Here is a 22,404-nt window from a genome sequence, read left to right as displayed (position 1 = left end):
GCGCCCGCGCGTTGAAGCGCCGATTGGCACCCTAAAAAGTTGCCAACCACCCGCCGTCAACATAGATGACTTGTCCGGTAATGAATGCAGCGGCGGAACTCGCCAGAAAGACGACCGGCCACGCAATATCTTCGGGTGTGCCCCAACGGCCCAGCGGGCATCTTTGCTCGACCCATTTGCTGAAGGTATCGTCTGCGACGAGTGTCTTATTCAAGTCGGTGTCGATGTACCCCGGCGCAATGGCATTCACAAGGATTCCGTATTTCGCCCACTCGACGGCCAAAGCCTTTGTCAGTTGCCCGACCGCGCCCTTCGATGCCGTGTAAGGAGAAGTTCCCGGCCTTGCAGCCGCGGTCATCAAAGAGGCGATGTTGATGATCCTCGCGCCCTTCTCTTCAGCGATACACCTCTTCGCAAATGCGCGACTGAGTTCGAAGATGGCTGTCGTGTTGAGCGCCATCACGTCGTTCCAGTCTTCGAGCGTAAGATCGACCGCCAGTCCTCGCCGCGATATACCGGCTGAATTCACCAGGATATCGGGGGTGCCGGTCCGTCCACAGAGATCCTCGAACCAGCCTGCAATCTCGGAGGTTCGCAAGAGGTCGAATGGAGCTACGTGAACATGGGGCACGGTCGGTCGCAGCTCTTCCGCCACATGCTCCAGTTCGTCTTCATCGCGGCCGACTAAAATCAGGTTCGGGCCACAGCTTCCGAGTGCCTGCGCAATGCCCAGCCCTATGCCCCGCGTTGCTCCGGTGATGAGCGCCAGCTTTCCTTCCACCACGAATGATCTCAAGAGACATACTCCGTTGGCAGAATAAGCACCTTGCAGACTTCACCCATCTTGAATTGCTTGAAGGCAGTGGCGACGTCCCGCAAAGGGAACGAATGCGTCACAATTTTCTCGAGAGGAAGCTGCATTGCAAGCTCGATTGCCGTTTGAAAATCCCTGCGCTCGTAGACTCTGGAGCCGAGCACTTCGATCTCTTTAAAATTGACGGCCTGCATATCAATCTCCACCGGCTTTTTGAAGACCCCCAGATTGACGATGACTCCACGCGACCGTACGAGAGAGGTCATCTCCCGAGCGGAGGAGGGAGAGCCTGCACATTCAAAAATAACGTCCGCTCCATTTCCGTCCGATAGCTCCATGACGAGTTTTTTCAGGTCTGCTCCCGCGGCGACCGCATGAAGTCCCAGGCTGGTTGCAAGCTCCAGGCGGGACGGGAGAATATCGCTGACGACGACATGAGGCACACCGCGGGCCTGCGCTACAAGGGCCGTCAAAAGGCCAATCGGTCCTCCTCCCAGGACTGCCGCAACCTGCACCCCTTCCAGGTTCGTGCGCGCAATGCCGTGAACAGAGACCGCAAGCGGCTCGATCAATGCTCCGATATGTCCGGGCATCTCCTCGGGAAGCTTCATCAAAGATGAGACCGGTAATTTCACAAACTCGGCCATACCTCCGTCCACGTCAAAACCGAAGAGGCGAAGCTGCCGGCATACATGAGGATTGCCGTGGGTGCAGGCATGACAGGTGCCACAGGAGATGAGCGGGTAGGTGGTCACGCGGTCGCCGGGGACAAGCGAAGTCGAAGAACTTCGAATCTGCACGATCCGGCCAGAGAGTTCATGTCCCACCGTGAGCGGCGCCTTGGCCCGGGGATGGGTCCCGGCGACGATCGAAAGATCAGAACCGCAAAAGCCGCATGCGTCCACTTGAATCAGCGCTTCTTCGTCACTGATTACCGGCAGAGGTATCTCCTCCGCTTCCAACTGGCCTGGACCGAGATATCGGGCAGCGAGCATCATCTTCATCGAACCTCCTTACTGCGCGGTGTAGCCGCCGTCCATCATGATCACCGACCCTGTAAAAAAAGTGGCCCGATCGGAGGCCATGTACGTGTAAAAGCCAGCTACCTCTTCTGCGCTGGCGATGCGACCGATTGGATGAGCACCGCGCAACATCTTCCAATAGCCCTCCGGATCGCCCGAAGCCTTTGCCGATTGGTGCACGATGGGCGTGTCGACCGTGCCGCAGGCAACCGTGTTAACACGGATCCCATACGGGGCATATTCGATTGCCATCTGCCGCGTCATCTGGTGGAGGGCTCCTTTGGATGGAGCATACGCCCCCTGCGTCGGGATGCCCGCCTCTCCTGAGATCGATCCGCTGATCAGGACCAGTCCGCCACCTTGCTTCATCATGACTGGAATCACATGGCGAGCAGACCAGTAGAGGCTCTTGACGTTCGAGTTCATGACCGAATCCCACTCTTCAGGAGAATGAAGATGGATTGCCTTAACGATACTGACCGCAGCATTGCTCACCAGAATGTCGAGCCGGCCGAAATTCTGCAGGGCAACATGTGTGTAGTCGATTGCGGTTTGCTCGTGAGCCACATCCCCACGGACGACGTGAAGTTTTCCAGGATAAAGCCTGCTCGCTCTCTCCAATTCTTCCGGCATCTCGGCTCTGCGGAAGACTGCGATAACGCCCGCGGCCCCCGAGTCGAGATACGCGCGTGTAACTGCAAGGCCGATGCCGGAAGAAGCTCCAGTCACGACAGCCACTTTGTTTGCGAGGGACACTTCCATAAACCACCTATATAAAAAATCCAACCAGAGCCGGTGCTATCCATGCCGCCGATAGAGCCAGGGTTCGTAATACTTCATGACAAAACAATCGGCATCAGAACCTACCTGATCGAGTGCAACTCGCAGCATTTCGGGAGCGCTAACATTATTGATCATCATGTCGTAATGACAGGGCACCACCACGCGAGGCCGAATCATCTTGACGATCGCCGCGGCCTGCATGGAGGACAAGTTATGAAAACCGCCATTAATGCAAATCGCACAGATATCGACGTCAGTCGGCAGGAGCGTCGCCAGCCCCTCTGCATAAGCCGTATCTCCGCTGTTATAAAAGCGGATCCCGTTCGGAAAGTGGAATAGCATCCCGGTGTGGTTAAGATCGGTCGCATCGGTCGGCAGGGCGAACGTTGCCTCTACGGTAGTCGAGGATCCCAGGTTGACCGTCTCGCCGGGGTGCATGAGCCGACAACTGGAAGTTGGCACACCACACTCCCGATAGATCCGCATCGAATCGAATGGCCCGAGGAAACGGATCGACCTTGTCGTCTTTAGTCTCCGTATCGTTTCGGGGTCTGCGTGGTCCTGGTGGGAATGGGTAGTTATGAAAACGTCAACGTCGAGGTCTTCCGGTTCAATAAAGATGGGCAGCTGTCGATCCAGCCGATAGGGCAGGTGAGCAAAGGTGTGAGCACAACTGTTTGTCAGGTAGAGATCGATCCCGATCAACGGCCCCGTCGCGTCCTTTAAAAGGAAGCCATTCTGCCCGAGATACCAGATGGCGAGGGCGTCTGCAGGAACCCTGTACTCTCGAATGGACTGCATATAGCGTCGGCTTTCCATCTTTTGGGGAACTAGCAGTTCAATAGCCGCGGCGCGATCATACGGATCGTTCCTCGTGAAGACGTAGGGTTCGCTTCCCGGCGAGTCAGGCTCCAGCTGTTCAGTGCTCATAATCGACACACTTCAAATTATAGATTATCTTTTCTCAATGCAAGCATTAGTTCTTGAGAATTATAGAGATCTCCAAATTCGGGAGGTCCCCGAACCGGAACTTGGCCCATCGGACGTCCTGGTCAAGGTGAAGGCATGCGGCATCTGCGGCAGCGATGTTCATGGATACGATGGGAAAACTGGCCGCCGCGTCCCGCCGCTGATTATGGGTCATGAAGCAGCAGGCGTGATCGCGCGGGTCGGCACACAGGTTCGCTCCTTCTATATAGGAGACAGAGTCACCTTCGATTCCACTATCTCGTGCGGTCAATGTCGGTTCTGTGAGATGGGCTCGGTTAACCTTTGCGATCACCGCCAGGTTCTTGGCGTCTCATGCGATGACTATCGCCGGCATGGCGCCTTTGCCGAATATGTGGCCGTTCCCGAACACATTGTGTACCGGCTGCCGCCTGCCTTCTCGTTTGAGAAAGCGGCTTTGATCGAAGCAGTATCGATCGCAGTCCATGCAGCGAAGATCACTGAGATCAGGCCGGACAGCAGTGTCCTTGTCGTGGGTGCGGGCATGATCGGACTGCTCGCCATTCAAGCCTTTCGCGTCTTTGGCTGCAAGAGAGTCTTTGCCATCGATCTGGAGGAAAGCAAACTCGAAATCGCGCGACAGCTTGGGGCAGACGAGACGTTTCCTGCCACCGATCCCAATCTTGCCTCTCGATTGAAAGCCGTAAACGGCTGCGAGGAAGTTGACATTGCCGTGGATGTAGTCGGAGGTCAGCACTCGATCAACTCAGCGATCAGCCATGTGCGTCGAGGGGGAACCGTGACCCTCATCGGAAATCTTGCACCTGCGGTCGAGATACCGCTGCAAAGCGTTGTCACGCGTCAACTCCGTCTCCTTGGCTCCTGTGCATCGGCTGGAGAGTATGGCGAATGTATCTCCCTGATGGAGAGCGGTGCGATCAAAGTTGCCCCTTTGATCTCCGTGCTTGCTCCTCTGCGTGAAGGGGCAGAGTGGTTTGAGCGCCTCTATCGCCGCGAACCCGGCTTGATGAAAGTAATTTTGCAACCCTGAAAGGAAACGATAGTTGACGCCCCAGACTCTCTCTCTGGTACTGGAAGAGTTTAAGGGCTGGTGCCGCACCAAGCAGCCTCCGATGCAAGCGCCTGCATCACGGGCCAGACGCTTCTCGTAGACGGCGGTATCTCCACCGGGGCTACGCGGGCAACCGCTTAGACCGTTGTGGCAAGGCGGGCGGCGCCGCGGCGACGTGATTGAGGGAAGCGATTTGGCTGCTTTTCCAGGCTTCGATTGTGCAATCCTGCCATTCCTTCGAGAGCAAGACTGCTCGAAAACAAAAGTTGGAATCGCGCTCTCAATTTCATTGACAACCCTCAATTGAAAGATTATAGATTACTGACTATAGATATAGCCCTTCCAGCCCAGGCCAATTCATGCGACCGCTACCTGGAAGGTCATTTGTCAGAAAGATCCGTTTTTTGGAGGAATTATGAACCTCGCTCATCTCCGTCTCCTCAGCTTGATTCTGCTGAGTGCAATCTTTATCCCGGTGGCAAGAGCTCAAGACAACGCCACTATTAATGGAACCGTACAGGATTCCTCTGGCGCGGTGATCTCGAATGCAGAGATCGATCTCACCAACCTGGCTACCGATCAGGTGAGACATGTCACCTCGAACGGAGCGGGAGACTACCGCTTTGCCAACGTAGGCGTTGGCCACCATACGCTCAGCGTCTCGGCGCCGGGATTTCAAAAATACACCAAGACCGGCATTGTCGTGAACGTCGCTCAAACACTTGAGGAGAACGTCGTCCTCGCGGTCGGCAGTCAAGGCCAGACTGTCACCGTAGAGGCGAATGCCTTGCAGGTGCAGTCGGAGACCAGCGAACTGAGTAATTTGATCAGTGGCCAGCAGGTTACCCAGCTGGCGACGAATGGCAGAAATCTGACGGCGCTTGCAACCCTGGGCATGGGTGTCTCCGCCAACTTGCCGGACTTCAATACGGTCAATGCAAATACCTCCGGCAACGGCATCAGCTTCAACGGTACTCGCGCGAACCACAACGTCTACCTGCTCGATGGAGCCGAGATGAATGATCGCGGCTGCGGCGGCTGTTTCGATATCCTGCCGTCACTGGATGCGCTCGCCGAATTCCAGACGCTCAACAGCAACTACAGTCCCGACTATGGCATCGGTTCCGGCGGAACCATTCTTATGGTCGTCAAATCCGGAAGTCGAGACTTCCACGGCGGGCTGTGGGAGTTCAATCGCAATGAAGCCTACGATGCCAACAACTACTTCAGCAATCTTGCCGGTCAATCACGACCCAAACTCCGGCTCAATGAATTCGGTGGTAATCTCGGCGGCCCGCTGTGGATTCCGCATATCTATAACAACTCACGCAAGCGGACCTTCTTCTTCGTGAATGAAGAGTGGAGGAAGCTGGACGTAGGCAGCGCTCCATCGATTGTGAACACCATCGCGGCAAGTAATTTCCCGGTGGCTGGACAGCCAGTAACTTATAACACTCCGTCCAACGGCAGCGTCCCGCTGGTACCGATGACGACCGACCCGGCCAAGTTGGCACTTTACCAGGCTGACAACCTGACGATCGGCCAGCCCTTCCCCAACAACACGATTCCAGCGAATTTAATCGATCCTAACGCTGTTCTTGAAATGAATGCCAACACCTTCCCGAAGCCAAACTTCGGCGCCAGCCAATATGTCTCTTCTATCCCTCAACCAACGAATGTCCGTGAAGATGTATTACGCATCGACCATGCCATCAATAGTAAGCTGCAGCTCATGGGTCACTACGTGCATGATGCGGTGACTCAGACGACTTACCCGCCGCAGTGGGGCGATAGCAGTTACCCAACATCGGGCTCAACCATGCTCAATCCGGCATGGATGGCCGCCTTCAAACTGACGCAAATGTATTCTCCCTCTTTGCTCAACGAAACCGCTTTCAATTACAGCGACAACACTGTCAAGATCACTCCCGTCGGCAACGTTGCTCAACCCGCCGGGTGGACCGCTACAACCTTCTTCCCCCTCGCCAACAATATCGGAAGCCGCATGCCCGAGATTGATCTGGGTGCCCCATACAACACAAACTGGAGCTCTAACTATTTCCCCTGGAAAAATTTCTATGCAAGCTATCAAATTCGCGACGACCTATCCTGGACAAAAGGGAAGCACCAGTTCAAATTTGGCTTTAGTTACTTGCGCGTAGTAAAGAACCAGCAACTCCAGGCAAATACTCAAGGGACAGCGCACTTCGACTCCAGCGCCTTCTCCGGAGATTCCTACATCAATTTTCTGCTCGGCGACGCAGCCAGCTTTACGCAACTCCAATATCTGGCAAATAAGCATTGGGTTAACAATAATTATGGTTTCTACGGCAACGACAACTGGCACGTCACTCCTCGCTTGACGCTTAATCTCGGACTTCGCTATGACGGGATACCGCATGCCTTTGAGCGGTTCGATCAATTCGCGAATTTCGTTCCAGGGGATTACAGCGCAACGCTCGGCTATCCCTTGAATCCAGACGGCACACTCAATCCTGGTTCGTTAACGATGTATGGAAACCAGGCATTCTATCTAAATGGCATCAAGGAAGCCGGTGTCGGTGGCTTTCCCCGCGGCGCGGTTCAGAACAAATACAACACCTGGCAGCCTCGGGTAGGTTTTGCGTACGACCTCTCCGGAGACGGAAAGACTGTCTTCCGCGGCGGCCTTGGCGTCTTCTACGAGCGTGTTCAAGGCAACGATGTCTACAACGCCGCACAGAACCCACCGTTTGCATACCAACCTTCCGCCACAAATGTCTATTTCTCCAATCCGAACACCAGCGCTATTAGTGGAGTAACAACCACCCAGGCCTTTCCCTCCACTCTTACTAATTTGAAGTACAACTATCCACCTCCTGGAACCACGACGTTTAGTTTGGGCCTTCAACGCCAGCTCGCTCAATCTGTTATCGCGGTTCTCCAGTATGGAGGTTCTACAGGATGGGATCAGAACGATGACCGCGGGATAAATACTCTGCCCTTGACCGATCCGAATAATCAAAACAATCCATACGATCTTCGAAAGGGAGTTGCTAACGGTTCGCTGAACGCAAACCTCTATCGGATTTACCCTGGCTATAGCTCAATCGTGCAAGAAGAAAATGAGACCAATTTCAACTATCACTCTCTTCAGACAGGACTGCGTGTGGAAAATCGGCATGGATTTACCGTGCAACTGGCCTACACATGGTCCCATGAAATCGATGACGGTAGTGGAGATTTGAACTCCCTCTCCAATCCATTCAATGCGGGGTATGATCGCGGATCAGGATCACTCGACAGACGCCACATCTTTACCGCGAGTTATATCTATAGTCTTCCATTTTTTGCACATAGTTCAAACGTCTTAGAGCGGTCGCTCCTTGGAGGCTGGGAATTCTCCGGGATTACGATTGCACAATCGGGAACACCGCAATCCATCTCCTATAACGGGGCCGACACCCTAGGCCTGGGAGGCAACACGAATAATCGTCCAAACCTTGTAGGCAAGGTGACCTACCCTAAGAAGCGGACCGCCTGGTTCAATACAAGCGCCTTCGCGAGTCCAATCGCTCCATGGAATGGCGGTGGAAACGACGGCTTTGGGGATGCTAGAAAAGATGCCGTTGTCCTGCCTGGTCGATTGAACTTCAATCTATCCCTGTTCAAATCGGTCACATTTACACCGTCCGGTGAAGGGCCGAGTCTTCAGCTACGACTTGAAACCTTCAACGCATTCAATCACACGCAATTCAAGGGCATTGATTCTGGATCAACGGACTCAAACTTTGGACAGGTAACTTCTGCTTACGATCCTCGGGTACTTCAACTTGGCGCGAAGTTCCGCTTCTAACCTTAAACATGGGCGCTGCAGCTTTACCGCTGTGGCGCCCTTTTATTTTATGCGAGCTTGTCTTGTTCTCGGCAGGCGATAATTTGAACGAAGATGCAGATAAAGCCATTTATTCAGCGGGGACTGTTACTTGTTGTGACATTGGTCATGCCGGTCGTCTGGAGTGCGGGCCAGACAACAATGGCGGCCGATAGCCATCGCGACGCTGCGATTGAGTTGGAACAGCAAGGCAATCATAGTGGTGCCGAAACCGAGTGGCGCACTTTTTTAAAAGTTCATCCTGATAGTGCTGAGGCTTACGCCCACTTAGGTTTCCTCGAAGCACGCCAGCAACACTATGTGGAAGCTGTTCCTCTTTACCGGAAAGCTTTAGCCTTAGATCCGACAATGCCCGGTCTAAGGATGAATATGGGATTATCGTTTTTTAAATCCGGCGATCTGAAAGAGGCAATTCAGACTTTCGTCCCGCTACTCAAGAGTCAGCCTCCCTCTTCGCCGGAGGTGCTTAATCTTAACGTTCTGATTGGAATGGCCCACTATGGATTGGGTGAGTATGCTGAAGCAGTTCCATATCTAAAAGAGGCTACGAGCCGTGATCCAAAGACGCTTCAGTTACGTTTGGCATTGGTACAAAGCTGCCTGGCTTCCAAGCAGTATCAATGTGTTCTCAAGGTCTACCGCGAGATTCTAATGTTGAACGCCGAATCCGCGGAAGCCGACATGCTTGCCGGTGAGGCGTTGGACGAATTGAAAGATATCCCTGGCGCCGTGCAACAGTTCCGGGCCGCCATCAAGGTAAGTCCGAAGGAGCCGAATGTACATTTTGGTCTGGGGTATTTGTTATGGAAATTAGACCGATACGAGGATGCTGCCCAGGAGTTCAAGGCCGAACTTGCAAATGATCCTAATCACGTGCTCGCTTTGGCTTATCTCGGCGACGTCGAGATGAAGTTACAGAATCCCAAGGCTGCTCTACCCCTTCTTGAGAAGGTCATTCGTATCGACTCTAAAGTGGAACTGGCGCACCTGGATCTGGGGATTCTATATTTCGATGCAAACCGTCAAGACGATGCCCTCCGCGAACTAATGACGGCTGGCAAATTGAATCCCAAGGATGTAAGTGTGCACTGGCGGTTGGCGCGACTTTATCAGACTATGGGAAAAAAGGATGAGGCAAAAACCGAATTCGATGAGACCCGCGACCTGCATAAAACTGCCGATGAGCCAGTTTTTGACAAGCTTCATGATGCCTCGGGCATCGGCACGTCCACGAAGTAAGTAACAGGGATATCGGCAGAGCTACTCTGAATCCATAGAGTATAGTGAATAGAATCTCTTCAAATGGGCGCATCTCATGGCAAGTAGTTCGCAGAAGTCAAGTCCCGGACAGCTTAATATCCCAACAGCTCCCCAAGCTGCCGCTCAGGCAATCCGCGAGTCGATCATATCTGGCGAGCTAAGCGGAGGAGAGCGCATCATTGAACAGAAATGGGCGGTCCGTCTTGGAATCGGCCAACCTACTTTGCGTGAAGCCCTCAATGAGTTGACCCATCAAGGCCTGTTACGCAAAGTCCCTGCGCGCGGCACTTATGTCACCCAACTGAGTCCTGAGGACTACCGGCTCATTCAAGAGGTCCGCATCCCCCTCGAGGCTATCGCCATCGGCAAGGCCGCGGAAAATTTTACGCCGGAAGCGGACGCGGAACTAACCGCCCTGGTGACGGCCATGACAGGCACCGGGATGGCGGCGACGGACGTAAGACACTTCCACGATTGCGACGTGGCCTTTCATCGGACAATCTGGGAGCTTGCCGGCAACGAATATCTGCGGGACACACTCGAATCGGTCACTTTTCGCTTATTCGTTTTTTCCGTGGTTGGAAGATGGCCCGGCAATTCCAACGCGCTCAGTGAGCGACTCGCCGCAGTACAGCAACATCATTCCATTCTTGAGGGCCTTCGTAGCCGCAACAAAGATACTGCTCGCCAGGTGTTCGTCAAACAAACAGTTCATTATTGGAATACGCAATATGGATTGGACATAAAGGAAGATGAGTTGACTTTGGCTGGGTTGATGGGTGAGAGCCCTGTAAAAGAGACATCAAGCCGCGAGATGATCCAAGAAAAGGAACTCTCTCTGCCGCTTATCCAGGCATCTCGGCGCCGCGGAAAGTAGTAAAGATCCTCCTAATGCCTGTCGACGACCACGGGTTAATTAATCACGCAACCAGCGGGTCGGGGCGCGACATGGCGGCATCCCCCGTGGGACCGATTCGTCCTCGATCTGCGCGGCTTGCGAGAAACTCGGCGAATATCAAGCATGCTCCTATCGCAGCCAGATTGTAGACGGCGGCACCCCATGTCCTCTGATTGTGCAGTCGGGTAAAAATAGGAGGAATTTCTACAAGAAATTCAAACAGCAACAGCATCAATGCAAGAAGCCTGGCGGCGAGGACATCTTTAATTCCCGAGCAGATGGCGACTCCTGCCAGGATGAAGGCGATTCCGGTTAGCGCAGCCCAAAAATATCCAAACGACATCCAGTGCGGGACGATGCTCGCGAAGACGCGAAGGCCGATGAGGTGAAATAAGCCGAAGATGATAGGAGGCAATCCGAGCATCCAGCGTGCGGCAATAGCTGCTCTCTTTTGCAACAGGGAATCCGATGAGGCGGTGGAGGCGTAAACGATTGCTGCCGGAGCGACCAGCATTAGCTGTTGAGCGAGCCCGAAAGTGACGCCGAATAAGACGTCGATTCGCCAGCCAAGCGAATGAATTCCGGCATAGTACCGAGATAGCCAAAATGCCACAAAGATCAGGTAGACGGCGGCAGATGTCGCGGCGCCAATCCTTGCGGTGCGCCGCCACAGGATTGCAAGACCCGCTGCGACCAGCCAGACGCCCGCAACGTAGGCCAGTATGTGTTGAGCGGGAAGACTTATGCCCAGAAATTTGATGGGCTGATGAGAGGCATCGAATGCACCCCAGGCGATATCCAGAATGCCGGTGAGAGCAGTGCCCAAGCCATAGAACCAAACTCCAACTTTCATCAGTCGATCTCCTGTCAGTCGCTTAGCGAGAAGCCAGAGCTCAATGACGATAGCTGCGCTTCTCGATTTCAGAACTGATACTATGGCACCATTGGTTCATCGAACAGAGCCATTTTTCGCTAATTCTATTGGACCATTTGAGATGCCAAAAGCCATTAGCTCGTTCGAACTCACTCTCAAAAGCCGGTCGCGCCATCAGACCCTGACCAACTGGTTGTACGGCGAACTGCGCTCTGCCATTCTTGACGGTCGGCTCGCGCCGGGCGCCAGACTGCCGGCGTCCAGAGATTTCGCCAGCCAGTATGAACTCTCCCGGGGCACAGTTGTCAGCGTTCTGGAGCGTTTACAAGGCGAGGGGTATGTCACCTCCCGTGTCGGATTCGGTACATGGGTCAATCGTGTGGAGGCGCCCCGGCCGGCCCGCCAGGCAACCACGATACCGGCGTACATCCGTGGCGTCATTTCGACAAATAAACGACCGCAACCCTGGATTGACCAGGCTTTTGTTGGGGGGATCCGCCCCTTTCGGATCGGCGCTCCGGCCATCAACGAATTCCCATCCGAAGTTTGGGGACGTATTGCCGCGGACCGGGCACGTCATTTCAGGTCATGGTTAGAGAGAGAGGCTGATCGGCGCGGGTATCGGCCATTGCGCGATGCAATCGCCGAGTATTTGCGAACGTCTCGTGGGGTGCGATGCACTGCGGAACAAATCGTCATTGTTTCCGGAATACAACAGGCGCTCGACCTGTTGGCGCGGCTGCTCTTGAAAAAAGGTGATCCGATATGGATGGAAGACCCTGGATATTTCGGAGCCAGAATCGCGTTCGACAATGTCGGAGCCAGGATGATTGCGGTGCCAGTGAATGAGGAAGGGCTGTCGGTTTCCGCCGGAATGAAGATCTGTCCGGATGCGAAGGGAGCCTACGTAACGCCGGCTCACCAATTCCCGCTGGGGGTAACGATGTCGCTGGAGCGGCGGATGGCCCTGCTTAGCTGGGCCGCACGCGCTGGAGCTTTTGTTATCGAAGATGACTATGACAGTGAATACAGGTTTGAGGGACCGCCTGTGCCTGCCGTGCAAAGCCTCGATAATCACTCAAGCGTTATCTTCATCGGGTCGTTCAGCAAGACGCTATTCCCAGCCCTGCGCGTGGGCTACGTGGTATTACCCGCGCCGTTAGTAGATCCCTTCGTGTCTCTTCGCTACCGAACCGATTTCCGGAATTCATCCTTTGACCAGGCGGTGCTCTGCGACTTCATCGTAGATGGGCATTTGGCACGTCATCTGCGGAGGATGCGGAATCTGTATGCGGAGCGCCTCGCAATACTCATGGAAGGAGCCAGGCAACATCTGGGTGGGTTGCTCGAGATCTCTAACGTCAGGGCAGGCCTGTGCACGATCGGGTACCTCAAGAACGGAATGACTTCACGACTGGCGGAAAAGTTGGCGGAGGCGCAGGGTGTTGAGGTTCTTGCCATCGATCGATGCACTCTGAGACGTCCTGATCCGAATGCGTTGCTCCTCGGCTTCGGTGGATTCGACGAGCTTGCGATTCGGCAAGGACTCATTCGACTCACAAGGGCATTGAGCCAGTCAGACCTCGGGACATGAGAGCAGTTCTCTCAGCGAATGCATCATCGCCGAGTCACTCATCGAGAAGTTGAGCGTTACCGGCGCGAGGGTGCTTTGGGCTACCAGCCCATTTGGCTCATGCGCCTTAGGATGATTGCGCTGTAGCTGTTCATGCGCTCGGGGCGTCGCTTCAGGGGAGCTGGAAGAATCGCGGCGAGTCGCGCGCTCTGCTGGCGGCTGATGTTGCCTGCCGGAACTCGGTAGTAGTAGTAACGAGAGGCCGAGTCTGCGCCGTAGATGCCAGGACCCCATTCGACGACGTTGAGGTAAAGCTCCAGAATGCGGTGCTTGCCGAGCACAAGTTCAGCGACTGGCACCAGCGTGGTCTCGGCGCCCTTGCGCAGGAAGGAGCGGCCGGTTCCGAAGAACAGGTTTTTTACCAGTTGCTGCGTCAGGGTGGAGCCTCCGCGGGTGCGGCCACCCTCCATATCCTCTTTGGCGGCGAGGTGGATGGCGTGCCAGTCGAAGCCGTGGTGCTGGTAGAAACGCGCGTCCTCCGCGGCGATGACGGCATGCTGGAGGTTCGGCGAGATTCGATTCAGCGGAATGAAGTGATAGCGGTCGTGATACGGCTTGCCGTGGATGGCTGCCTGAAGACGGCGCTCGACATGCACCGCCGTTGTGGGTGGATCGATCCAGCGAATGGCCAGAAGTGTGAGCGCGGCCAGCGACCACAACAGCACCAGCGTGAGGCCAAGCCAGCGAAGGACCCATGGAAGCGTGATCTTCCTATGCGGAGCTTCGTGCTGCGGGGCTGGGGTTGTTGTCATGATTCGGAGTTAAGGAGGCCCCTGATTTACTTCCTGAGAAGTACCTCAGGGGCTAAAGCCCCGGAGATTTTATTCGACTTACAGCACGGCTTAAACCGTGCCCTTAACAACCCAACGGCGTAATCCGAGGTTCTCTACGCCGAACGAGTTCGCCGCTTGTGGACGGCACCGGCGAGTTCGCGCAACAGCGTTTGTGTCTCTGTCCAGTCGATGCAGGCATCGGTGATGCTTTGGCCATAGACGAGGGTCTTGCCGCGGACGAGCGACTGCGCTCCGGCGACGAGGTTGCTTTCGATCATGACGCCCTGGATGTGATGGTCCCGGCTGGTCGCAACCTGCTCGGAGACGGAATGGCTCACCAGGGCCTGCTTGCGATGATCTTTGCCGCTGTTGGCGTGGCTGAAGTCGATCATGATGCGCGGCTTGACGCCGGACTTTTCCATCTGCGCCGCCGTCGAAGCGACCGCGTCGGCGTCGTAGTTGGTGATCTGGCGGCCGCCGCGCAGGATGACGTGGCAGTCGGGATTGCCGGAGGTCAAAAGGATGGCGGACTGCCCGGTCTCGGTAGTGCCGAGAAAGGTGTGCGGATTACTTGCAGAGAGGATGGCCTCAATCGCGATCTGCACGTTGCCGGAGGTGCCGTTCTTGAAGCCGACCGGGCAGGAGAGGCCGGAGGCGAGCTGGCGGTGGACCTGGCTCTCGGTGGTGCGCGCGCCGATGGCTCCCCAGCTGACGAGATCGGACATATATTGCGGCGAGATCATGTCGAGGAACTCGGTACCGGCGGGCACGCCCATCTCGGCGAGATCGAGCAGGAGGCGGCGGGCGATACGCAGGCCGTCGCTGATGCGGAAGGACTCGTCGAAGTAGGGATCGTTGATGAGGCCCTTCCAGCCGAGCGTGGTGCGCGGCTTTTCGAAGTAGACGCGCATGACGAGCATGAGCTCGCCGGAGAGTTCGGCGATGGCTTCCTTCAGCAGACCGGCGTACTCGCGGGCGGCGGCGGGATCGTGGATGGAGCAGGGGCCGACCACGACGATCAGGCGGTCGTCGGTTCCGTTGAGGATGTCCACGATCTGACGACGCGCCTCAAAGACGGTGCGCGAGGCGTTGTCGGTGACGGGAAGTTCTTCTTCGAGGAAGATGGGAGGAAGGACAACTCTGCTGGACTTGATCCTGAGGTTATTGGTCTGGTATGTCATAGGGCTTCATCAGAATACTAGGTGCGGCGGAAATGCGCTGTTTTGGGCCAAGTTGAGGAGCGTGGCGGACTTGTATACTTCTGGGCATGGCAGGGCAAGTGTGGGTGGTTCGTGCTGGACGTGATGTCGAATCGTCGCTGTTTGACTTGAACGGAATTCGTGGAGCCTGATTCAACCCTATGAAAATACTGATCGCGATCTTGCTATGCCTGGGAGTGTCAACGCACGTGTCTGCAATGGGACACGGCGCAGCAACAGGTGTGGGAGCGGTCTCGGAGGTAGCCCCTCTGGGAATCCCCGATGGAATTTTGCAGTCCATTGAGAATGCGGACGTGACACATGTCGGAGAAGATCTTCTGGTTACGCCAAAGGACGCGGGCAAACCGGTCGAGCTGGTGTTTACCGATTGCCAGGGGTTGGGGGTCCGGTACGAGCAGAATCAGTGGTGGGTTCTTCCTGTCAGTACGACGGGTGCGAAGGTGGATGCGAACCGTGCGCTGTGGATTCTGCCGCTCGACGCGAAGTCGAAGGACCACTCATGGCATCTTCAGTTGGAAGGCGGCGACCTGAGCGCGAAGAAGACTGACGCGGGGCTGAGGGTTGTCGTGCATGCGAAGAGGATGACTCTCTCCAGGGCGGAGGCCCGGCCGCACAGCGATCCCTTTGGCCATCGATTTTCTCTTGCGATGGATGGCGGCCCCGAGTTGGAAGAAGCGCTGGCGGCGTTTTACTGGGGCACCGTGCTGCCATCGGTGGTGGAGAAGACCATGGCGGCAAATTTTCCGTATCACGACGGATATGTTCTCAGCACGCTGAATGTGAACTCCTATGCGGGTTCTTATCCCGCGGTTGATCACGAGTTTCAGATCAAGGGGCGGCTGGCGATGGGTTCGGCGGTCGACCTCGATGTGGTGAGGCGGATGATCGGGCTCCAGTTCAGGCTTATCAATGACGATCCGGAACGCCTTGATCGCATGCCAACGTCGGTGCAGCCGGATGGAAGACGCGAGTACCACGTTCGGCGAAACAGCCAGGATAACCGACAGAATGCGGCCATGTTTCCTGTGACCGGAAACATTGAAGTGATCGAGGAGTCGTGGCGCTACTACGAAGCCACGAAGGATGCCGCATGGTTGCGGTCGAACATCGTGAACCTCGAGCATGCTGCGGGCTGGGTTCTGGCGAACACGGACCAGTACGGTCGCGTGTGGTCGGATGTTTATTACGAAGACCAGGTGATCAAGGACGGGCGCGCAACCCAGGCGCAGGCGTTTGCTGCACGCGCGTTTGGGTTGCTCGCCGGGATGGAAAAGTTGCTGGGACGGCGCGATCAGGCTGCTCGGTTTGACGGAGCGGCAAAGAAGATGGCGGATGTGCTGGTTGCGCCGCTCCCGCTGGGTTATTGGGACGCGCAGAACGAGAGATTCATCGATTGGGTCGACCGTGACGGAAAGGTGCATGATCACATTCACCTTCTTGCCAATGAGCTGCCGGTGACATTCGGCTATGCAACGGCGGAGCAAGCCGCGCAGGTGCGTCGCTTGATCGACGCGAATAGCAAAGAGTTTGAGCGATTTCCCAGTTTTGTGGCGGCGAAGATCGCCGACTACGATAAGTCCGAGATCGGCTCCGGTGGCCCGTACGATCTTTGCGCGGCGGGCAGGTACTGGTATTGGGATGCCGCGTACCGCGCATCGCAGGATCAGGGCGGCATGCTGCTCGATCAGCTAAAGACGGTGGCGGCAGAGGGCGCGAAGAATGGCTACTTCATGGGCGAACGGTACGACATGGACCATGTGTATTACATCGATGGCAAAGATGCGCATGGGGCCCAGAAGTACTATGAATATCCCAACGTCTTTGCGGCTGTGCTGATTGAGAAGCTGCTGGGTTTGACGGTCCCCGCGGATGCGGATGTATCAGTCGCTCCGCATCTGAAGAGCTACGGCACCGTGGAGTTTGAAATTCCTGAGTATGCCCTGCGCTACCGCTATAGCCAGGACGGATTTACGTTGAAGAACCTGTCGGACAGATCACGGCGATACAGGGTCGATTTATCGGCGCTCGGTTTTGACGCCACGCATTACCGGCTGGTGGGTCCATCGCAGCAGCGGGGAATTGTGAACGCTCGTTCGATGCTGACCCTGGCGCCGCACGAAGAAGTGCGCTGGACTCCGGTTCGATAAAAAATGAGCGAGCACGGTGAATTCGCACCTGGCGTCACGCCATACGCTGAACCCATTGGCTGCGCCATGCTGGCGCTTCGAAGGGGTCGGCGAAGTACTGCGTCTCGTGCACGACTTTACCGTTGCGGAACTCCATGATGCTCACCGTGAATGCTTGCCGCTCCTGGTAGGTGATGGTGTATTCGGTGATCCAGAGATCGCCCTTTCCCAGAATTCGCTTGACGGTGAAACCTGACGGCTTGCCGGGATGATGACTCCGCAAGGCCTGCAGGTTGGCTCGCCCAAGGATTCGCTCGCCTGACTGGGGATAGTCGCAAACGGCATCGTCCTCATAAATATCGTGCTCCGCGTTGGCGTCGCCGTCCGCCGACGCACGCCAGTGCAGATTCAGGGCTTCCCGCATCTGTTCCTCTTCCATCGACTGCTCTGGATGCTGTTCGGTTTTCATGTTGAGCTACCTCATTGGTATGAAACCGGGAATGCCGGTCTTCACCACTTCGATGAGCGGCTTATTTCTTTTTGGTCTTGCGCTGCGCCTGGGCGGCGGAGTTGGCTGCGACGGCGGCGCGGATGAGCTGCTTGAACGCAGCCTGGTTGATCTTCTCGCCTTCGCGGAGATCGATGGCGCGGCGCGTGTTTCCTTCCAGGCTCGAGTTGAAGAGCTGCTTCGGGTCTTCGAGCGAGGCACCGCGAGCGAAGGTGAGCTTGACCACCAGCTTGTACGACTCGCCGGTGCAGACGATGCCGTCGTGAGACCAGATGGGAGTTCCCATCCACTTCCACTCCTCGACGATGGCGGGGTCGGCTTCGTGGATGAGCTGGCGGACGTGCGCGAGGGTGGCTCCGCGCCAGTCTCCCAGCTCTTCGATGCGGCGGGTGATGTTTACGGAAGCGGTCTCGCTGTCGGGATAGCTTGTGGGCTTCATGGTCTCTTAGGTCCTTTCGTTGCTCGAGCCGGTACTTCGCCGCTCGGCGGTTCGATACAAGGTTCTGTCAGGCTGGCCGCTTTGCCATCAGCCGCCGCAGGAGATGGCCCTTCCACAGCCAGAGACCGGAGAGGACCATGACAGGAAAGAAGACATATCGAGTCGCCGGGGCGTACTGCGGAATCCTGTCGAAGGGACTGTAGATGTAGCCGACGATAGGAATGGCAACGACGAGATGAATCCAGCGAAAGATCGAGCGGCTGATGTTTTGGCTCATGGTGAACCTCCTTTCGATGATGGGTTATTCGACACTGGTGAGCACGTGTTCGAGTTTGCCGAGGAACGCCTGCCAGCCGTAGTTCGCGCCCTTGTATGCTGCTTCCTGGTCGGGACGGAATCCGGTCTGCTCCATGTGCACATGGGTTCCGGCATCGGTGCGCGTGAGGGTAAAGGTGACGACGCTCTCAAGGCCGAGCGTTCCCCAGGTGTAGGCGAGCGTCTTGCCGGGATCGACGGTGACGACCTGGCAGTCGATGACGCCGTTCCAGTTCGGCACCGGGTCCATGCGCAACTGGAAGGCGCGACCGGCGACAAGCTGAAAGTCATTCTTCATCAGCCACTGCTCGATCAGGGAGCTTTCGGTGAGGGCACGCCAGACTTTCTCGGGCGGATGCGGGAAGTCCTTTTCTACGATTACGGAACGGGTATCGGGGTTTGTCATTTGTCCATCCTTTCCAAAACGTCTCCGAGGAGATCGAGCTTGTTTTGCCAGAAGGCGCCGTAGTCGCCGATCCAGTCGACGAGCGGTGCGAGCGCTTCCTGGCGGGCGCTGTAGTGGGTCTCGCGCCCATTGCGGCGATGGCGCACCAGGCGGGCGCGTTTGAGTGCGGAGAGGTGCTTGGAGACCATGGGCTGCGAGACTCCGGCGCTCGCGGTCAGGGCGTGAACGGTGAGGTCGCCGTCGCGGGCGAGCCGTTCGAAGAGCGCTCTTCGGGTGGGATCGGCGAGAGCTTTGAAGACGCGGTCTGCGGCGTTGGGCATGGCAAAACCATAACCACATGGTTATTGGTTGTCAAGCGTAAATTTTATGAGACACGGACGTTCCTTGGTGCCAGCAATAACGGCACCGTCAATCCGCTGGTGGTGACGCTGGACAAAGTGACCAGCGACACGCTGGCCAGCTCCAAACTCATCGCTCCCAGCAACGCGCAGGTCACGCTGGGGCCGGGACAGGTCTCGAGCACGCTGACCTCGCTGCTGCTTCCCAACAACGGCAGCAACGGCAACGTCATCACCGATGCGCGCACCGCGCCCGCGTTGATGCCGCCCGACTGCAGTTTTACCTTCCTAGCGCCCGAGCTGACGGGGCCGAACGGCACGAACCAGACGGTCTCGGCGGGTCAGTTCCCCACTGCGGTTGTGATTCTTACGTCGACGTTTGCCAGCAACAGCTATCCCTATCCGACCGGGACGGTCATGCTAACCGATGACAGCGGCAGAACATTTACCGCGACTCTTTCGGGATTGACCGACACCGCCTTCGTCCCCATCGCCAATGCGCCTGCGAGAACGCATACCTCCACTGCGAGCTACTCGGGCGATACCACCTACGCTGCGATTTCGAGCTTCGGCAGCTCTGCCTTCGCGGACACGCTCAACCTGAGCCTCTCCAATCCGGTTCAACGGCAGCTCCCGGTTCTACCGTGTCGTTTATTGCGACGGCGTCGGCCCCCACCACGAACGGAGCGACTGTGTATCTCAACAGCTTCAGCGTCGCGCAGCATAATCCGGCAGGTGTGATGGGGCATCGCTGCCCACGCGGTGAAGCGATGCCTCATTACAATTTGCAGCGTAATTCTAGTCGGCAGGAAACATGCACTCGATGCGTAGCTCTTGTGCGGTGATGCACGCTGGCATTCCTACGGTCGAGACGAGCGAGAAGAAGGAAAATCTCTGATTATCTTTGACAAAGGTGATGGGCAGCACCGGGCCTTGATCTTTGCGGACAGCGTTCAGCTCTTTCACTCCGGGGTATCGCTTCAGTTCATTCAGCAGTGCGATGGTTTTGACGTCGACGACATGGCCAACCGCCTCGCGATGGACGCGTTGCAACAGCCCCGATGCTACCTGTTCCCAGTCTTCGATGAACGGCCGCATGCCGTCGGGGTCGAACATGAGGTGAAGAAGGTTGCGCGGCTTCGGCCACTGCGCAAGATCGACGAACGAGCCGAAGAAGCGCGGCGCCGCATCATTCGTTTTGAGCACACGCCAGTAGCGATCCATCAAAAGCGCCGGGTAGGGCTCCTGCTGCATCAGGACGCGCTCGATTGCCCGGGTGACCACTCCCATGTCGGGAGCGTCCCACGAGGCGTCGCTGTATACGGGCGCGTACCCCGAAGCCAGCAGAAGCGTGTTGCGTTCGCGCAGCGGAATGTCGAGGGTCTGCGAGAGAGTCAACAGCAGCTCCCTGCTGGGAACGCTGCGGCCACTCTCGACGAAGCTGATGTGGCGCTGCGAGATGCCTGCGTCGAGGGATAGATCGAGCTGGCTCTTGCCGCGCTGCTGTCTCCAGTAGCGCAGCAGCTCTCCAAGCTCATGTTGTTCTGACGCCGTAGCGTGGGTTGAGGAATCCATGGGAGCTCCGCGGGCAGATTCAATTCGCCTCTCGATAGAGTAGATGCGTTCGTTGCGTTTCGAGAGCAGCAGCGCAGAACTTTAGAAGCAAGCATTCTGCTAAAGCATTAAAACTGGACCGGACCGACAGCGCCGATCCAGGCAGAGACCTTCGACGGATCGACCTCGTCCATGTAGAAGAAGTGGGTCATCACCGGCTTGACGACGGGCTTCGTGTCATCATTCGGCGTCATGGTGACGATGCCGCGAAAGACCTTGAGCGGTCCGCCGTCCCAGTATTCCAGCACATCGTGATGTGCGGTGAACCCGGTATCGATGAAGGCGCGCAGATTTTCGCGGATCTGCTCGCGTCCGTTCCATTCCGCAACGCCGAGCCGGCAGGTGGCGTTCTCCGCGAAGCAGTCAAAGCCTTCCCCGAAGGTCTTGTCGTCGATCTCTTTCCAAAAAGCCAGCAGCCACGCGGGCGGCGCGGTCTTTGTCATGGTGATGGTTGTCGTCATGTTCTTCTCCTGGAGATGAAGTTCGCGCCGATCTGCGTTCGCGGCGGGATGTTGTTCTCTCAATATCGAATGTTTAGGAAATCGCGGCAATTACCTGCAAGGTAATCAAACCTGCGCCCTGCGCCAGCAAAGAGATACAGGGACCCCTCGACTGAGCTGCGATCCTTTCCTCGCCCCTGCGCGACATTTCGCTCATTCCGCTGGACAATAGAGTCATGTTCCGCGAGATCCTTTTCGATATCGAGCAATTCGCAGCGACAACGACTGACCTGGCTGCCGTGCAGCGGTTCACGGTCGACGCCATCGCCACCAGGCTGCCGCACTATGACTGGGTGGGCTTCTACATGCTGGTCCCCGAGGACCGCACCATGCTGGTGTTGGGGCCGTTTCACGGCGCGCCCACCGACCACGTCCGCATTCCGGTGGCGCAGGGAATCTGCGGTGCCGCGGTGGCGCAGGGCGAGACCATCGTCGTCGACGACGTCGCGGCAGACCCGCGCTATCTCTCCTGCTCCATCGAGACGCGTTCGGAGATCGTCGTGCCGATTCGCGTGCACGGCGAGATCGTCGGCGAGATCGACATCGACAGCCACACTCCCGCTGCCTTCGGTGCAAAAGACCGCAGTTTTGTGGAAGAGTGCGCGGCCGTGGTGGGAAATTTTCTCGAAGCGGCGAGCTAAGCTTTGCTCTCAAAGTAGAGGTGGTAATGGTTGCGGCAGCCGGGGTTGAAGGCTGCCCTGCAGGCGGGACACTCGTAGCCGCTCTGCATATACTCATCGATCGTCAGTTCGCTGCCGCAGGCTCCGCAGAGAATGGCTGGCTGGTCCCATTCGATGCGCGGCCAGACCTCGATGGGATGGTTGGCGAGCGCCTCATGGCAGTCCTTGCACGCATAGTAGACACCGCAGCACTTCATCCTGATCGCGATGATGTCGGTCGGCTTGCGATAGTGAGCGCAGCGCGTCTGGGCGTCGAGATCGACTCCGCGAATTTCCGGGCGAGGCATAGACATAGATTAATAGCTGC

23 protein-coding genes are annotated in these 22,404 nt (G+C 56.6%); 8 read left to right on the top strand and 15 right to left on the bottom strand.

From position 1 onward, the window contains the following. Positions 1-31: 31 nt before the first annotated feature. Genes VMU57_RS01315 through VMU57_RS01300 form a run of 4 tightly spaced genes read right to left on the bottom strand, consistent with a single transcriptional unit; the run spans position 32 to position 3,549 of the window. Positions 32-784 carry an SDR family NAD(P)-dependent oxidoreductase gene (locus tag VMU57_RS01315; RefSeq protein WP_325380012.1) on the bottom strand — a complete coding sequence of 251 codons (753 nt, stop codon included), beginning with the start codon at positions 782-784 and terminating at the stop codon, positions 32-34. Between the two features lie 8 nt (positions 785-792). Further along, positions 793-1,818: a zinc-dependent alcohol dehydrogenase gene (locus tag VMU57_RS01310; RefSeq protein WP_325380009.1), complete on the bottom strand. Its 1,026-nt coding sequence runs from the start codon at positions 1,816-1,818 to the stop codon at positions 793-795. Positions 1,819-1,827: 9 nt separating this feature from the next. Beyond that, entirely contained in the window at positions 1,828-2,592 is a 765-nt protein-coding gene (locus VMU57_RS01305; RefSeq protein ID WP_325380007.1) for an SDR family oxidoreductase, read from the bottom strand. A 42-nt stretch (positions 2,593-2,634) separates the two neighbouring features. After that, positions 2,635-3,549 carry an MBL fold metallo-hydrolase gene (locus VMU57_RS01300; protein ID WP_325380005.1) on the bottom strand — a complete coding sequence of 305 codons (915 nt, stop codon included), beginning with the start codon at positions 3,547-3,549 and terminating at the stop codon, positions 2,635-2,637. A gap of 37 nt (positions 3,550-3,586) precedes the next feature. On the opposite strand from VMU57_RS01300, the gene VMU57_RS01295 reads away from it, so the two are divergent. The 4 genes from VMU57_RS01295 to VMU57_RS01280 all read left to right on the top strand — a co-directional run bounded on the left by VMU57_RS01295 (position 3,587) and on the right by VMU57_RS01280 (position 10,650). Beyond that, a complete protein-coding gene (locus VMU57_RS01295) occupies positions 3,587-4,618 on the top strand; it encodes a galactitol-1-phosphate 5-dehydrogenase (RefSeq protein ID WP_325380003.1) in 1,032 nt (343 codons plus the stop codon). A gap of 436 nt (positions 4,619-5,054) precedes the next feature. After that, the gene (locus VMU57_RS01290; protein ID WP_325380001.1) at positions 5,055-8,474 is read left to right on the top strand and encodes a TonB-dependent receptor; all 3,420 of its coding nucleotides are present in this window, start codon (positions 5,055-5,057) and stop codon (positions 8,472-8,474) included. 93 nt (positions 8,475-8,567) lie between these two features. Continuing rightward, positions 8,568-9,752, top strand: a complete 1,185-nt coding sequence (locus VMU57_RS01285; protein ID WP_325379999.1) for a tetratricopeptide repeat protein — start codon at positions 8,568-8,570, stop codon at positions 9,750-9,752. Positions 9,753-9,828: 76 nt separating this feature from the next. Beyond that, positions 9,829-10,650, top strand: coding sequence for a GntR family transcriptional regulator (locus tag VMU57_RS01280; protein WP_325379997.1), 822 nt, complete (start codon positions 9,829-9,831; stop codon positions 10,648-10,650). A gap of 43 nt (positions 10,651-10,693) precedes the next feature. Here VMU57_RS01280 and VMU57_RS01275 read toward each other — a convergent pair whose 3' ends face one another. Further along, complete coding sequence (locus VMU57_RS01275; protein ID WP_325379995.1) at positions 10,694-11,524, bottom strand: hypothetical protein; 831 nt, start codon at positions 11,522-11,524, stop codon at positions 10,694-10,696. A 43-nt stretch (positions 11,525-11,567) separates the two neighbouring features. Here VMU57_RS01275 and VMU57_RS01270 point away from each other — a divergent pair, with 43 nt between their 5' ends. Next, positions 11,568-13,139: a PLP-dependent aminotransferase family protein gene (locus VMU57_RS01270; protein ID WP_325379993.1), complete on the top strand. Its 1,572-nt coding sequence runs from the start codon at positions 11,568-11,570 to the stop codon at positions 13,137-13,139. Between the two features lie 80 nt (positions 13,140-13,219). On the opposite strand, the gene mtgA is transcribed toward VMU57_RS01270, so the two are convergent. Further along, the gene (gene mtgA / locus VMU57_RS01265) at positions 13,220-13,930 is read right to left on the bottom strand and encodes a monofunctional biosynthetic peptidoglycan transglycosylase (RefSeq protein WP_325379991.1); all 711 of its coding nucleotides are present in this window, start codon (positions 13,928-13,930) and stop codon (positions 13,220-13,222) included. 134 nt (positions 13,931-14,064) lie between these two features. Beyond that, positions 14,065-15,132, bottom strand: a complete 1,068-nt coding sequence (locus VMU57_RS01260) for a 3-deoxy-7-phosphoheptulonate synthase (RefSeq protein WP_325379989.1) — start codon at positions 15,130-15,132, stop codon at positions 14,065-14,067. 179 nt (positions 15,133-15,311) lie between these two features. On the opposite strand from VMU57_RS01260, the gene VMU57_RS01255 reads away from it, so the two are divergent. After that, complete coding sequence (locus VMU57_RS01255; protein ID WP_325379987.1) at positions 15,312-17,318, top strand: hypothetical protein; 2,007 nt, start codon at positions 15,312-15,314, stop codon at positions 17,316-17,318. A 34-nt stretch (positions 17,319-17,352) separates the two neighbouring features. On the opposite strand, the gene VMU57_RS01250 is transcribed toward VMU57_RS01255, so the two are convergent. From VMU57_RS01250 to VMU57_RS01230, 5 genes are all read right to left on the bottom strand, one after another. Further along, complete coding sequence (locus VMU57_RS01250) at positions 17,353-17,766, bottom strand: nuclear transport factor 2 family protein (RefSeq protein ID WP_325379985.1); 414 nt, start codon at positions 17,764-17,766, stop codon at positions 17,353-17,355. Positions 17,767-17,827: 61 nt separating this feature from the next. Continuing rightward, entirely contained in the window at positions 17,828-18,244 is a 417-nt protein-coding gene (locus tag VMU57_RS01245) for a DUF1801 domain-containing protein (protein ID WP_325379983.1), read from the bottom strand. A 67-nt stretch (positions 18,245-18,311) separates the two neighbouring features. Further along, positions 18,312-18,521 carry a hypothetical protein gene (locus VMU57_RS01240; protein WP_325379981.1) on the bottom strand — a complete coding sequence of 70 codons (210 nt, stop codon included), beginning with the start codon at positions 18,519-18,521 and terminating at the stop codon, positions 18,312-18,314. A gap of 24 nt (positions 18,522-18,545) precedes the next feature. Next, positions 18,546-18,965, bottom strand: coding sequence for an SRPBCC domain-containing protein (locus VMU57_RS01235; protein ID WP_325379979.1), 420 nt, complete (start codon positions 18,963-18,965; stop codon positions 18,546-18,548). Next, the gene (locus tag VMU57_RS01230) at positions 18,962-19,285 is read right to left on the bottom strand and encodes a metalloregulator ArsR/SmtB family transcription factor (RefSeq protein WP_325379977.1); all 324 of its coding nucleotides are present in this window, start codon (positions 19,283-19,285) and stop codon (positions 18,962-18,964) included. The genes VMU57_RS01235 and VMU57_RS01230 overlap by 4 nt, the downstream gene beginning before the upstream one ends. Before the next feature lie 24 nt (positions 19,286-19,309). Between VMU57_RS01230 and VMU57_RS01225 the strand changes: the two genes are divergently transcribed. Then, a complete protein-coding gene (locus tag VMU57_RS01225) occupies positions 19,310-20,044 on the top strand; it encodes an Ig-like domain-containing protein (RefSeq protein WP_325379974.1) in 735 nt (244 codons plus the stop codon). 57 nt (positions 20,045-20,101) lie between these two features. On the opposite strand, the gene VMU57_RS01220 is transcribed toward VMU57_RS01225, so the two are convergent. Both VMU57_RS01220 and VMU57_RS01215 read right to left on the bottom strand, forming a co-directional pair. Then, the gene (locus VMU57_RS01220; RefSeq protein WP_325379972.1) at positions 20,102-20,878 is read right to left on the bottom strand and encodes a helix-turn-helix transcriptional regulator; all 777 of its coding nucleotides are present in this window, start codon (positions 20,876-20,878) and stop codon (positions 20,102-20,104) included. A gap of 107 nt (positions 20,879-20,985) precedes the next feature. Beyond that, on the bottom strand, positions 20,986-21,378 hold the full coding sequence (locus VMU57_RS01215; RefSeq protein WP_325379970.1) for a nuclear transport factor 2 family protein: 393 nt from the start codon (positions 21,376-21,378) through the stop codon (positions 20,986-20,988). Between the two features lie 215 nt (positions 21,379-21,593). Here VMU57_RS01215 and VMU57_RS01210 point away from each other — a divergent pair, with 215 nt between their 5' ends. Next, positions 21,594-22,058: a GAF domain-containing protein gene (locus VMU57_RS01210; protein ID WP_325379968.1), complete on the top strand. Its 465-nt coding sequence runs from the start codon at positions 21,594-21,596 to the stop codon at positions 22,056-22,058. Here the strand turns inward: VMU57_RS01210 and VMU57_RS01205 are convergent. After that, entirely contained in the window at positions 22,055-22,390 is a 336-nt protein-coding gene (locus VMU57_RS01205) for a CHY zinc finger protein (RefSeq protein ID WP_325379965.1), read from the bottom strand. The genes VMU57_RS01210 and VMU57_RS01205 overlap by 4 nt on opposite strands. Positions 22,391-22,404: the final 14 nt, after the last annotated feature.

This window comes from Edaphobacter sp., assembly GCF_035532915.1.
Taxonomy (GTDB): Bacteria; Acidobacteriota; Terriglobia; order Terriglobales; family Acidobacteriaceae; genus Edaphobacter.
The sequence above is the reverse complement of the archived record's forward strand: the minus strand, read 5'-3'. Positions and strand labels throughout refer to the sequence as shown.

What these genes read in the sequence shown, in the direction of transcription:
- VMU57_RS01310 (WP_325380009.1), bottom strand. Translation starts at nt 1,818, where the DNA reads ATGAAGATGATGCTCGCTGCCCGATATCTCGGTCCAGGCCAGTTGGAA.
- VMU57_RS01300 (WP_325380005.1), bottom strand. Translation starts at nt 3,549, where the DNA reads ATGAGCACTGAACAGCTGGAGCCTGACTCGCCGGGAAGCGAACCCTAC.
- VMU57_RS01295 (WP_325380003.1), top strand. Translation starts at nt 3,587, where the DNA reads ATGCAAGCATTAGTTCTTGAGAATTATAGAGATCTCCAAATTCGGGAG.
- VMU57_RS01290 (WP_325380001.1), top strand. Translation starts at nt 5,055, where the DNA reads ATGAACCTCGCTCATCTCCGTCTCCTCAGCTTGATTCTGCTGAGTGCA.
- VMU57_RS01285 (WP_325379999.1), top strand. Translation starts at nt 8,568, where the DNA reads ATGCAGATAAAGCCATTTATTCAGCGGGGACTGTTACTTGTTGTGACA.
- VMU57_RS01280 (WP_325379997.1), top strand. Translation starts at nt 9,829, where the DNA reads ATGGCAAGTAGTTCGCAGAAGTCAAGTCCCGGACAGCTTAATATCCCA.
- VMU57_RS01275 (WP_325379995.1), bottom strand. Translation starts at nt 11,524, where the DNA reads ATGAAAGTTGGAGTTTGGTTCTATGGCTTGGGCACTGCTCTCACCGGC.
- VMU57_RS01270 (WP_325379993.1), top strand. Translation starts at nt 11,568, where the DNA reads ATGACGATAGCTGCGCTTCTCGATTTCAGAACTGATACTATGGCACCA.
- mtgA (WP_325379991.1), bottom strand. Translation starts at nt 13,930, where the DNA reads ATGACAACAACCCCAGCCCCGCAGCACGAAGCTCCGCATAGGAAGATC.
- VMU57_RS01260 (WP_325379989.1), bottom strand. Translation starts at nt 15,132, where the DNA reads ATGACATACCAGACCAATAACCTCAGGATCAAGTCCAGCAGAGTTGTC.
- VMU57_RS01255 (WP_325379987.1), top strand. Translation starts at nt 15,312, where the DNA reads ATGAAAATACTGATCGCGATCTTGCTATGCCTGGGAGTGTCAACGCAC.
- VMU57_RS01250 (WP_325379985.1), bottom strand. Translation starts at nt 17,766, where the DNA reads ATGAAAACCGAACAGCATCCAGAGCAGTCGATGGAAGAGGAACAGATG.
- VMU57_RS01245 (WP_325379983.1), bottom strand. Translation starts at nt 18,244, where the DNA reads ATGAAGCCCACAAGCTATCCCGACAGCGAGACCGCTTCCGTAAACATC.
- VMU57_RS01240 (WP_325379981.1), bottom strand. Translation starts at nt 18,521, where the DNA reads ATGAGCCAAAACATCAGCCGCTCGATCTTTCGCTGGATTCATCTCGTC.
- VMU57_RS01235 (WP_325379979.1), bottom strand. Translation starts at nt 18,965, where the DNA reads ATGACAAACCCCGATACCCGTTCCGTAATCGTAGAAAAGGACTTCCCG.
- VMU57_RS01230 (WP_325379977.1), bottom strand. Translation starts at nt 19,285, where the DNA reads ATGCCCAACGCCGCAGACCGCGTCTTCAAAGCTCTCGCCGATCCCACC.
- VMU57_RS01220 (WP_325379972.1), bottom strand. Translation starts at nt 20,878, where the DNA reads ATGGATTCCTCAACCCACGCTACGGCGTCAGAACAACATGAGCTTGGA.
- VMU57_RS01215 (WP_325379970.1), bottom strand. Translation starts at nt 21,378, where the DNA reads ATGACGACAACCATCACCATGACAAAGACCGCGCCGCCCGCGTGGCTG.
- VMU57_RS01210 (WP_325379968.1), top strand. Translation starts at nt 21,594, where the DNA reads ATGTTCCGCGAGATCCTTTTCGATATCGAGCAATTCGCAGCGACAACG.
- VMU57_RS01205 (WP_325379965.1), bottom strand. Translation starts at nt 22,390, where the DNA reads ATGTCTATGCCTCGCCCGGAAATTCGCGGAGTCGATCTCGACGCCCAG.